The sequence below is a fragment of the Pseudomonas synxantha genome, assembly GCF_900105675.1.
Taxonomy (GTDB): domain Bacteria; phylum Pseudomonadota; class Gammaproteobacteria; order Pseudomonadales; family Pseudomonadaceae; genus Aquipseudomonas; species Aquipseudomonas synxantha.
This window is the reverse complement of the sequence record NZ_LT629786.1, coordinates 5,827,940-5,839,410: the sequence shown is the minus strand read 5'-3', so window position 1 is coordinate 5,839,410 and position 11,471 is coordinate 5,827,940. Positions and strand designations below refer to the sequence as shown.

Sequence of the window (11,471 nt, the reverse complement as noted above, 5' to 3'; positions counted from 1 at the left end):
TCCGCATCAGAGATCGGCAGGCAGCGGTTCTTTCAGCCACTGCAGTGCATTCTTTTCCAGGCTGCCGTCAGCCTTGGCCGTGACCAGGATCTGGTTGACCTTCTCCAGCAACGCCGGCTCGTTCTTGTTCACGCCCACGTACACCGGTGAATCCTTGAGTTTTACCTTCAGCGCAGGTACGCGTTTGGGGTTGCGTTCGCTGATGGCGACCATGACCACGTTGCCGCTGGCGATCAGGTCGACCTGGCCGGCCAGGTAGGCGGCGATGGTCGAGTTGTTGTCCTCGAAGCGCTTGATCGTGGCTTCCTTGGGTGCCACCGCGGTCAGCTCGATATCCTCGATGGCACCACGGGTCACGCTGATGGTCTTGCCCTTGAGGTCATCGGTGCTGCCAATGGCGGCCTCGGGCGGCCCGAACACGGCCAGGTAGAACGGGGCGTAGGCCTTGGAGAAGTCGATGACCTTTTCACGCTCGGGGTTTTTGCCCAGGCTGGAGATCACCAGGTCGACCTTGCCGGTGGTGAGGAACGGAATACGGTTGGTACTGTTGACCGGGGTCAGCTCCAGCTTGACCTTGAGTTGGTCGGCCAGCAGCTTGGCGGTGTCGATGTCCAGCCCCCGTGGTTGCATGTCGGGGCCGACCGAACCAAATGGCGGGAAGTCCTGGGGCACGGCGACCTTAAGGGTGCCACGGGCGACGATGTCATCCAGACCATTAGCCTGGACGGGAGCCTGGCTCAGCATCAGGCTGGCAAACAGGGCAGTGAGCAGGGCGCTGTAGCGCTTGGTCATGACAACTCTCCGAGAAAGGCGAAGGGATTTTCTGGATTTGCTCAGTGCACAGCCCATGCCACTCCTCTTGTAATGGCCTGCAACGCTTGGTTTTGCTGGGCGGCGGCGGTCTTACTGGTCTGAACAGTTGTTGCCCGTTTCGCACTCTTTTCGGGCGCCGATAAAACCGTGCGAGCCCCTTTGGGGCGTGGCTTGCAGCCGGTTGTAAATAGCTTTACAACTAGCTGCACAGTGATCTGGAAACCTGGTTTTTATGAATTCGATCGCCCAAGCCGTACCGGAGGCGGCCCTGCAAGCCATCCGCAAGCTGATTAAGGAGCAGGGTTTCGGGCCGGGCGATGCGTTGCCTTCCCAGCGTGACCTGGCGATGCAATTAGGGGTGAGCCGAGCGTCGTTGCGCGAGGCGTTGTCGTCTCTGAGCGCCTTGGGCGTGGTCAGCGTGCAGCCGGGTAAGGGCGTATTCGTGCAAGGCCTGCAGGACGCGCCGGGGTTCGCCTGGCCCTTCGCGGCGCAGGCCACGCCAACGGAGATTTTCCAGCTGCGGTACGCATTGGAAGGATTTGCGGCGGGGTTGGCAGCGGTGACACTGACCATCGACGAGCTGGACGGCCTGGAAGACAATGTCGAAGCAATGCGCAAAATGCTCAAGGCCGGCAACTTCGAAGCCGCCGCCGGCCTGGACTTCGACTTTCACCGGCGCATCCTGCTGGCCAGCGGCAACCAGGCGATGGTGAGCATTTTCAGTGCCTGCGCCGAGATGTTCCTGGAAAGCCAGAAACTACCGTTCATCCGGCCGGAACGTGCCATGGAGACCTGGCAGGAACATCGCAAAATCCTGCGCGCCCTGGCCCGGCGTACCAGTACAGCGGCACAGAAAGCCATGCAGGAACACGTGCGCAAGGCGGCATTGCGCACCGGCATAGCATTTGTGACGCCCGTCACGTCGTGAGTGGGTCATACCCACACTCATGCAGCGCCATAGCAAGACTCAATCAGACGCGGCTTCCTGAACGGGGGAAGGGCAGCTATGATGAGCAACGTTTTTTTTGCTTACATTCCGGAGACATCCATGAGCAACGATCTTATCAAGCACGTCACCGACGCGACCTTTGAGGCCGAAGTACTCAAGGCTCAAGGCCCGGTGCTGGTTGACTACTGGGCTGAATGGTGTGGCCCTTGCAAAATGATCGCTCCGGTCCTGGACGACATTGCAACCACCTACGAAGGCAAGTTGACCATCGCCAAGCTGAACATCGACGACAACCAGGAAACCCCAGCCAAGCATGGCGTGCGCGGCATTCCTACGCTGATGCTGTTCAAGAACGGCAACGTCGAAGCCACTAAAGTGGGCGCACTGTCGAAGTCCCAGCTGCAAGCTTTCCTCGACGCGAACATTTAAGCGTTGTCGAAAAAGCCCCGCAAATCGCGGGGCTTTTTCGTGAAACAGGGCTAGACGCTCAGAAATTCAGGTGGTACATTCGGCCCCGCACTGGTTTCTCCACTGCCCCCTGCAAGCCGTCGCCGACGCATTCCTTTTCGATTAGTACGCGATCCTGTCGCCTTCTCTGCGGCGCGGCCTCATTAAGCCAAAAGCTTAATTTCCCCCCTCCATAAAATGATTACGTCATTCCTATATGAATCTGACTGAACTCAAGCAAAAGCCGATTACCGACCTGCTCCAGCTGGCCGAAGAAATGGGCATAGAAAATATGGCCCGTTCGCGCAAGCAGGACGTGATTTTCTCCCTGCTCAAGAAGCACGCGAAAAGCGGCGAGGAAATCTCCGGTGATGGCGTGCTGGAGATTCTCCAGGACGGCTTCGGCTTCCTCCGCTCCGCAGACGCCTCCTATCTCGCCGGCCCAGACGACATCTACGTCTCGCCGAGCCAGATCCGTCGCTTCAACTTGCGCACCGGTGACACCATCGTTGGCAAGATCCGTCCTCCGAAGGAAGGCGAGCGTTATTTCGCCCTGCTCAAGGTCGACACGATCAACTTCGATCGCCCCGAGAACGCGAAAAACAAGATTCTCTTCGAGAACCTGACCCCGCTGTTCCCGACCGTGCGCATGAAGATGGAAGCCGGCAACGGTTCCACCGAAGACCTGACCGGTCGTGTGATCGATCTGTGCGCCCCGATCGGCAAGGGCCAGCGTGGCCTGATCGTCGCACCGCCGAAAGCCGGCAAGACCATCATGCTGCAGAACATCGCAGCGAACATCGCGCGTAATAACCCTGAAGTTCACCTGATCGTGCTGTTGATCGATGAGCGTCCGGAAGAAGTGACCGAAATGCAACGCACCGTGCGCGGCGAAGTGGTTGCCTCGACGTTCGATGAACCGCCAACCCGCCACGTGCAGGTTGCCGAGATGGTGATCGAGAAGGCCAAGCGCCTGGTCGAACACAAGAAAGACGTAGTGATCCTGCTTGACTCCATCACCCGTCTGGCGCGTGCCTACAACACCGTGATCCCAAGCTCCGGCAAGGTGCTGACCGGTGGTGTTGATGCCCACGCCCTGGAGAAGCCCAAGCGTTTCTTCGGTGCTGCGCGCAACATCGAGGAAGGCGGCTCCCTGACCATCATCGCCACCGCGCTGGTCGAGACTGGTTCGAAGATGGACGAAGTGATCTACGAAGAGTTCAAGGGTACCGGTAACATGGAACTGCCCCTGGACCGTCGGATCGCTGAAAAGCGTGTGTTCCCTGCGATCAACATCAACCGTTCCGGCACCCGCCGCGAAGAGTTGCTGACCGCAGACGACGAACTGCAGCGTATGTGGATCCTGCGCAAGCTGCTGCACCCGATGGACGAAGTGGCTGCCATCGAATTCCTGATCGATAAGCTGAAAACCACCAAGACCAACGACGAGTTCTTCTTGTCGATGAAGCGCAAGTAATACGGCGTTTCAGGTCCAAAAAAATGGCGCCCCTCAAGGGCGCCTTTTTTTATGCGTCGAGATTCTGCGGCATTTGTGGCATAAGTATCCGTTAAGTAACAAAAATTGACGCGTGACTACGCTAACTCCTTTCGTCACAGACTGATCACATTCTTATGACCACTCTTGCTTACCGCAGAGACATCGACGGCCTGCGTGCCATCGCTGTCCTCGCAGTCGTGTTATTTCATTTTGGCGTTCCTGGCATTACTGGCGGTTTTGTTGGCGTTGATGTGTTTTTCGTCATTTCCGGCTTTTTAATTACGTCAATTATCTGGCGTGAGCGCCAGGCTGGCCGCTTCAGTTTCATCGACTTCTGGGCTCGCCGCGCCCGGCGTATCTTGCCCGCGCTGTTTGTGATGATCGCCGCGACACTGGCAGTGGGTTGGTTTCTGTTGGCGCCCAAGGACTACGAGGAGTTGGGCCGGTCGGCGCACTATCAGGTGACGTTTACCTCCAACTTGCTGTTCTCGCGTCAGCATGGCTATTTCGATGTGTCTTCAGACATCAAACCCTTGCTGCATACCTGGTCGCTGGCGGTAGAGGAGCAGTTCTATATCTTCTTCCCGCTGTTGCTGGCGTTGCTGTCGAGCCGCCTGAAACACTGGCGCCTGGCGCTGTTCGCGGTGTTGCTCGGGTCTTTCGGCATGAGCGTCTGGGCGGTTGAGCATGAGCCGCAAAAAGCTTTCTTCCTGCTGCATCTGCGCGCCTGGGAATTGCTGGCCGGCGCGATGCTGGCAGTGTTGCCCAAGCGTGAGTGGCGCGCTTCGCCCGCTTTGGCGCAAGGGGTCAGCCTGGCATCCATGGCACTGATTCTGATCGCTGTGCTGGGTTATGACGCAAAAACGCCGTTTCCCGGTGCAACCGCTCTATTGCCTGTGCTGGGTGTCGTCGGCTTGATCTGGGCCAACGGCCAGCAGCAGACCTGGGTCGGGCGTCTGTTGAGTACGCGGGTGATGGTGGGTATCGGGCTGATTTCCTATTCCTGGTACCTCTGGCACTGGCCGGTTTTCGTGTACGCCAACTATGCCGCAGTGGATGGATTGAGCGCCCTGGAACTGGCCGGATTGATGCTGCTGTCGCTGGTGCTGGGCTACCTGTCCTGGCGCTTCGTGGAAACGCCGTTCCGGGAAAAACGCCTGCTGGCCGGACGCAAGGCGATTCTGGCATCAGCCTTGGTCGGCATCCTGGCACTTGGCTTTACCGGCCTGGCGATACGTGAGTTCGACGGTGTGCCTTCGCGCTTGTCCGAACAGGCATTGCGTTTTGCCCAGGCCAAGAAGTGGAGCCCGGACCTGCTGGCGTGCATGGCTGACAAAGACACCCCCGATGATCGGCTGTTCTGCCATTTCGGTCCGAGAAGCCAATCTGTTTCAGCGCTGGTATGGGGCGACAGTCACGCCACTGCGCTGATACCCGCGCTCAGAGAGGGGGCTGATCGCCACGATATCAGCCTGGTAGAGGCCAGTTTTGCCGGCTGTATCCCGCTGGACGGCCTGGAGAATATCGCTCGATGCGCGCACTTCAACCGTCGCGTCGAAAAGGCCATGACCGAGCAGGCGTTCAGCGACGTGGTGCTGGCGGCCCGTTGGAGCCTGTACGTCTATGGGCAAATGTCGGGTGACAAGGAGCATGCGCTTAAGGATCCCGGCACTGGCCAGTATGTGCGTGCTGTCGCCGAGCAACGCTTCGCCCAAGGCCTTCGTGAACGCATCCAGGGCTTGCGTGCTGCCGGCCATAAGGTCTGGCTGGTCAAGGAAGTGCCGCTGCAGGAGATCATCGTGCCTTACCGTCTCAGCCGCCTGGCGATGATGAACCGTCCAGTGGACGGTGAAGGGCTCGCCATAGCCGAGCATGTGAAGCGCCAGGCCTTTATCACGCAGTTGTTTGACGAACTGGCGGCGGGCGACAGCGGTGTCAAGGTGCTGGACCCTGCGCCCCTGCTGTGCGGCGCCGATGGTTTGTGCCGGGTCGAACTCAATGGTCGAGCGTTGTATACCGACGATAACCATCTGTCAGACGTTGGTGCCCGGCACATCGAAGCCTTCCTGGAACCATTGTTCAGTTCCTTGCAATCACGAGGGCTGACGGCCAATTAAGCTGCCAGCCGCCCTCAGAGCAGGTAGGATGTACGCCTATTTTACGGGTGGCATGGTTAATGAAATTCAAGGATCTTCGGGATTTCGTGCAGCAACTTGAGCAGCGCGGAGAGTTGAAACGTATCCAGATGCCGATTTCTCCGGTGCTGGAAATGACTGAGATTTGCGACCGCACCTTGCGCAGCAAGGGCCCGGCGCTGTTGTTCGAAAAACCGACTGGCTTTGACATTCCGGTACTGGGCAACCTGTTCGGGACCCCCGAGCGTGTGGCCTTTGGCATGGGCGCCGAGTCGGTCAGCGAACTGCGCGAGATCGGCAAGTTGCTGGCCTTTCTCAAGGAGCCCGAGCCGCCCAAGGGCTTGAAGGACGCCTGGTCGAAGCTGCCGATCTTCCGCAAGATCATTGCCATGGCCCCCAAGGTGGTCAAGGACGCGGTATGCCAGGAAGTGGTCATCGAGGGCGATGATGTAGACCTGGCCATGCTCCCGGTGCAGACCTGCTGGCCGGGCGACGTTGGGCCGCTGATTACGTGGGGCCTGACCGTCACCAAGGGCCCGAACAAGGACCGCCAGAACCTCGGCATCTACCGTCAGCAAGTCATCGGCCGCAACAAGGTGATCATGCGCTGGCTGAGTCACCGTGGCGGCGCTCTCGACTTCCGTGAGTGGTGCGAGAAGCACCCCGGCCAGCCATTTCCGGTTTCAGTCGCTTTGGGCGCCGATCCGGCCACCATCCTCGGCGCCGTGACGCCTGTGCCCGACAGCCTGTCCGAATACGCCTTCGCCGGTTTGCTGCGCGGTAACCGCACCGAATTGGTCAAGTGCCGCGGTAACGACCTGCAAGTGCCGGCCACCGCCGAAATCATTCTCGAGGGCGTGATTCACCCGGGCGAGATGGCCGATGAAGGCCCTTATGGCGATCACACCGGCTACTACAACGAAGTCGATAGCTTCCCGGTATTTACCGTCGAGCGCATCACCCATCGGATCAAGCCGATCTACCACAGTACCTACACGGGCCGCCCGCCGGATGAGCCGGCCATCCTCGGCGTGGCGCTCAACGAAGTGTTCGTGCCGATCCTGCAAAAGCAATTCCCCGAAATCACCGACTTCTACCTGCCGCCGGAAGGTTGCTCGTACCGCATGGCGATCGTGACCATGAAGAAGTCGTACCCGGGACATGCCAAGCGGGTCATGTTGGGTGTGTGGTCGTTTTTGCGACAGTTCATGTACACCAAGTTCGTTATCGTCACTGACGACGACATCAATGCCCGTGACTGGAACGACGTGATCTGGGCCATCACCACGCGCATGGACCCCAAGCGCGACACGGTGATGATCGATAACACGCCGATCGACTACCTCGACTTCGCCTCGCCGGTCTCGGGGCTGGGCTCGAAAATGGGCCTGGATGCCACCCACAAGTGGCCGGGTGAGACCACTCGCGAGTGGGGCCGGGTGATCGTCAAGGATGAAGCCGTCACGGCGCGTGTCGATGCGATCTGGAAAGAATTGGGAATAGATTGATGCGTGTAACCCTGCAACCTTCCGGCGCTGTGCTGGAGCTGGACCCTGGCGAGCGAATCCTCGACGGCGCACGTCGCCTGGGCTATGAGTGCCCCCAAGCCTGCCGCAATGGTGTATGCCATGTGTGTGCGGCGTTGCTGGTGGAAGGGCGGGTACGCCAAGCCGGCGAGGTGCGTGATCATGGTGAATTCTTCACCTGTATTGCCGAACCCTTGGAGGACTGCGTTGTGTTGTGGGATGGGGTACTGGCGCCGGGAGAGTTGCCGTTGCGCAAATTGTCGTGCCAATTAATTGAGTGCTTAGACGTCGGCGGCGATGTGTGGCGTGTACGCCTGCGTGCCCCGGCGGGCAAGGCAGTGCGTTACCACGCCGGGCAATACCTGATGATCGAGCGGGAGAATGGCGAGAAATCGGCGTTTTCCCTGGCCTCGGCGCCCCATGCCGGACGTGAGCTGGAGCTGCATGTACTGGCCCGTGAGGACAGTGCGCGCAACCTCATCGAGCAATTGCAGCGCAACCAGATGGCTCGCGTCGAACTGCCTTTCGGTGACACCCACCTGGCCGAGTTGCCGGACGGGCCGCTGGTGTTGATGGCTGCCGGCACGGGCATGGCGCAGATGCACAGCCTGATCGAGCATTGCCGCGCTTCCGGCTTCAAGCACCCGGTGCACCTGTACTGGGGCGTACGCCGCCCGGAAGATTTCTACCAGATTGAGCATTGGGAGCAATGGCAGCAATTGCCCAACCTGTTCCTGCACAAGGTGGTCAGCGACCTGTGTGGCTGGGAAGGCCGCTGTGGCTTGCTGCATGAAGCGGTGTGCGAGGACATTGCCGACCTCAATAGCGTGCATGTCTATGCCAGCGGTTCGCCGGCGATGATCTACGGCACCCTGGACGCACTGGTCAACGCCGGCATGGATGCGCACCGCATGCGTGCCGATGTGTTCGCCTACGCTCCACGGCCCTAAAGACTCAAGTTGAATCCATGTGGGAGCTGGCTTGCCTGCGATAGCGGTCTGTCAGCCAACACCGCTATCGCACGCAAGCCAGCTCCCACAGTAGACACGTGCCGTGTCAGTGTCAGAATCGTACGCCGGTCGTCACCATCGCTGCATTGAACCCCAGCAGCACCAGCTCCGCCGCCACCGGCCCATAGTGGGTACCCACCGACGGAATGATCACCGGCGCCACGCCGAATCGGTTCAATGGGATCTTGTCGCGATATTCGCCGCGATAGCCCTGGAGCAGTCCGCCGGTCAATTTCGCATACACCGGGTAGTCGGCCATGTCATAGCGCTTGCCCGCGTAGGCGTAGTACGAGCGCTGGCGGAACGAGTTGCGAAAGGTCACCCCGCCATACACCAGGCCCGACGCCTCGTTGCGTTCCAGGCCGATCAAATCCTGCTTGTTGTTGTGCTCCGGGTCGGGTGCGAAGTGCCGGGTGTAGACACTGGTCTGGGCATACCAGAAGCCCTTGTCGTCATTGGTGGGTGGGGTTTCGGTAGCCAGTGCGGTGGTGGCCTGGGCCAGGAACAACAGGCCAGGCAAGCGGAATGTCTTCATGGAGCGACCTCGATAGTCGATGTGATGAGCGGCTAAGTGGGTCGTAATGTGTGCGCTATTTTGACTGCTTGGCGCGTGCCCAGGCTGAACCGGGGCTGAAATTACCGAAATTACCGGTTTAGATCCTGACGAGTGGGCGGGCGTGCTTATGCTTTTTCTTATTCTTTTAAGGTATTTATTCTGGCTGATGAATGTCTTTAAGCTATATGGCAACGGGCGCATGGCCAGTGCTTCGCTGTTGCCAATCGACTTGATCACCGGCGAAGCGCTAAGCAGCACCGGCCCCGATGAGCTGGGCGCCGTATTGGCGCGGCGGCAATCTGGCCTATAGCACTTTTTCGCCGTACGGTTACAGCGGCGCGTTTTATTTACGGTAAAGTCGCTTACAACTGGTAACACACAGGAGGCGCACCGCTTTTTGCCATGACCGCCATTGAAACCGATCTTTTGCAGTTGGCTTACCCTCCGCGGCTCGATCTTGGGCCGCAACTCACTCACGAACAATTAATGAGCTCGATGCAGGCCACTATGGCCCGGCACAAGGGTGGGCCGGTGTGGCTGTTTGCCTATGGTTCGCTGATCTGGCGCCCTGAATGTTCGTCGACCGAACGGGTGCGCGCACGGGTTCACGGTTATCACCGCGGCTTGTACCTGTGGTCCCACGAGCATCGGGGTACGCCGGAGTTGCCGGGGTTGGTGTTCGGGCTGGATCGCGGCGGATCCTGCAGCGGGTTTGCCTACCGCTTGCCGGAGGACCAGTTGGAGGCCTCGCTGTACGCCTTATGGCAGCGCGAGATGCCTTACCCTTCTTATCGGCCGCACTGGCTCAGCTGCCGATTGGAAGATGGCAGTACCGTGCAGGCGTTGGGGTTTGTGTTGGAGCGGCACTTGCCCAGCTATGCCGGGAACTTGCCCGATATTGTGCTCAATCACGTGCTGCAAAGCGCTTGCGGGCGTTACGGCACCACTCGCGATTATGTCGAGCAGACCGTGAACGCCCTGCGTAGCCACGCCATGCCAGATAAGAACCTGGAGGCGCGGCTCAAGCGCTGTGCCAAGGATTGCCCGGGCGCTTAACGCGCCGAGCTGACGCTGTTGGTGTGCCACAGCGTGGGGATCAGGAACGCGATCGCCAGTACGCAGGCACCGATCAGCAACACGAACCCACCGTCCCAGCCGAAATGGTCAACCGTGTAGCCCATGGCCGCACTGGCTGCCACCGAACCACCCAGGTAACCGAACAAACCAGTGAAGCCCGCTGCGGTGCCGGCGGCTTTCTTCGGTGCCAGTTCCAGCGCCTGCAGGCCGATCAGCATGACCGGGCCGTAGATCAGGAAGCCGATGGAGAACAGCGCGATCATGTCGATCATCGGGTTGCCCGGCGGGTTGAGCCAGTAAACCAGGGTCGCCACGGTCACCAGGGCCATGAACACGATACCGGTCAGGCCGCGGTTGCCACGAAAGATCTTGTCCGACATCCATCCGCACAACAGCGTGCCCGGGATACCTGCCCACTCGTAGAAGAAATACGCCCAGGACGACTTATCGACCGTGAAGTGCTTGGCTTCTTTCAAGTAGGTCGGCGCCCAGTCCAGTACGCCGTAGCGCAGCAGGTAGACGAACACGTTGGCGAAAGCGATGTACCAGAGCATTTTGTTGCGCAGCACATACTTGACGAAGATTTCCTTGGCGCTGAATTCGTCTTCGTGGCTGGCGTCGTAGCCTTCCGGGTAATCGTTCTTGTACTGCTCGATCGGTGGCAGGCCCACCGATTGCGGGGTGTCGCGCATGGTGATGAAGGCAAACGCCGCCACCGCCAAGGCCACCGTAGCCGGCACATAGAACGCCGCATGCCAGTCGTTGAACCACGCCATGCCCAGCAGGAACAGCGGGCCGATCAGGCCGCCGCCGACGTTGTGCGCCACGTTCCATACCGACACCACGCCGCCGCGTTCTTTCTGCGACCACCAGTGCACCATGGTTCGTCCACTCGGCGGCCAGCCCATGCCTTGGGCCCAGCCGTTGATGAACAGCAAGATGAACATCATGGTCACGCTGGACGTTGCCCAGGGTGCGAAACCGAAAATGAACATCACACCCGCTGAAACCAGCAGGCCGAAGGGCAGGAAGTAGCGTGGGTTGGAGCGGTCGGAGACCAGGCCCATGAGGAACTTGGACAAGCCGTAGGCAATCGCAATCGCCGACATCGCCAGGCCCAGTTCACCGCGGGTATAACCCTCGTCGATCAGGTAGGGCATGGCCAGAGAGAAGTTTTTGCGCAGCAGATAATAGCCGGCGTAACCGAAGAAAATACCGGCAAAGATCTGCCAGCGCAGGCGTCGGTAGGTACTGTCTATTTTTTCTTCAGGCAGGGGCGCCTGGTGTGCGGCAGGACGAAAGAAAGCAAACATTCAAGAGCTCCAAATTTCTTGTTTTGACTGCGGATGCGAATGTTACAGTTTCGTTACCGAAAATAGCATCGCCTCTTATCTGCAAACACAGGAAAGGGGAGCAATTGCATGTTCTTTTACGAACATGTCGCTAATAGATAAGTGTGG

General features: G+C 59.3%; 11 protein-coding genes. 8 read left to right on the top strand and 3 right to left on the bottom strand.

The genetic code is table 11. From position 1 onward, the window contains the following. Positions 1-6: 6 nt before the first annotated feature. On the bottom strand, positions 7-792 hold the full coding sequence (locus tag BLU48_RS27070) for a transporter substrate-binding domain-containing protein (protein WP_057011371.1): 786 nt from the start codon (positions 790-792) through the stop codon (positions 7-9). A gap of 253 nt (positions 793-1,045) precedes the next feature. Here BLU48_RS27070 and BLU48_RS27065 point away from each other — a divergent pair, with 253 nt between their 5' ends. The 6 genes from BLU48_RS27065 (at position 1,046) to BLU48_RS27040 (ending at position 8,318) form a co-directional block, all read left to right on the top strand. Next, entirely contained in the window at positions 1,046-1,741 is a 696-nt protein-coding gene (locus BLU48_RS27065; protein WP_057022752.1) for a FadR/GntR family transcriptional regulator, read from the top strand. 120 nt (positions 1,742-1,861) lie between these two features. Beyond that, positions 1,862-2,191: a thioredoxin TrxA gene (gene trxA, locus BLU48_RS27060; RefSeq protein WP_003213989.1), complete on the top strand. Its 330-nt coding sequence runs from the start codon at positions 1,862-1,864 to the stop codon at positions 2,189-2,191. A gap of 235 nt (positions 2,192-2,426) precedes the next feature. After that, the gene (gene rho, locus BLU48_RS27055; protein ID WP_003176825.1) at positions 2,427-3,686 is read left to right on the top strand and encodes a transcription termination factor Rho; all 1,260 of its coding nucleotides are present in this window, start codon (positions 2,427-2,429) and stop codon (positions 3,684-3,686) included. Between the two features lie 155 nt (positions 3,687-3,841). After that, a complete protein-coding gene (locus BLU48_RS27050) occupies positions 3,842-5,824 on the top strand; it encodes an acyltransferase family protein (RefSeq protein WP_057022753.1) in 1,983 nt (660 codons plus the stop codon). Between the two features lie 59 nt (positions 5,825-5,883). Further along, on the top strand, positions 5,884-7,350 hold the full coding sequence (gene ubiD, locus BLU48_RS27045; RefSeq protein WP_057022754.1) for a 4-hydroxy-3-polyprenylbenzoate decarboxylase: 1,467 nt from the start codon (positions 5,884-5,886) through the stop codon (positions 7,348-7,350). After that, on the top strand, positions 7,350-8,318 hold the full coding sequence (locus BLU48_RS27040) for a CDP-6-deoxy-delta-3,4-glucoseen reductase (protein ID WP_057022755.1): 969 nt from the start codon (positions 7,350-7,352) through the stop codon (positions 8,316-8,318). Before ubiD ends, BLU48_RS27040 begins: the two co-directional genes overlap by 1 nt. Positions 8,319-8,430: 112 nt before the next feature. Here BLU48_RS27040 and BLU48_RS27035 read toward each other — a convergent pair whose 3' ends face one another. Beyond that, a complete protein-coding gene (locus tag BLU48_RS27035; protein ID WP_057022756.1) occupies positions 8,431-8,913 on the bottom strand; it encodes a hypothetical protein in 483 nt (160 codons plus the stop codon). 187 nt (positions 8,914-9,100) lie between these two features. Between BLU48_RS27035 and BLU48_RS31900 the strand changes: the two genes are divergently transcribed. Continuing rightward, a complete protein-coding gene (locus BLU48_RS31900; RefSeq protein ID WP_156422413.1) occupies positions 9,101-9,244 on the top strand; it encodes a hypothetical protein in 144 nt (47 codons plus the stop codon). A 92-nt stretch (positions 9,245-9,336) separates the two neighbouring features. Beyond that, positions 9,337-9,990: a gamma-glutamylcyclotransferase gene (locus BLU48_RS27030; RefSeq protein ID WP_046070022.1), complete on the top strand. Its 654-nt coding sequence runs from the start codon at positions 9,337-9,339 to the stop codon at positions 9,988-9,990. Here the strand turns inward: BLU48_RS27030 and glpT are convergent. Further along, the gene (gene glpT, locus BLU48_RS27025; protein ID WP_003195321.1) at positions 9,987-11,324 is read right to left on the bottom strand and encodes a glycerol-3-phosphate transporter; all 1,338 of its coding nucleotides are present in this window, start codon (positions 11,322-11,324) and stop codon (positions 9,987-9,989) included. The genes BLU48_RS27030 and glpT overlap by 4 nt on opposite strands. Positions 11,325-11,471: the final 147 nt, after the last annotated feature.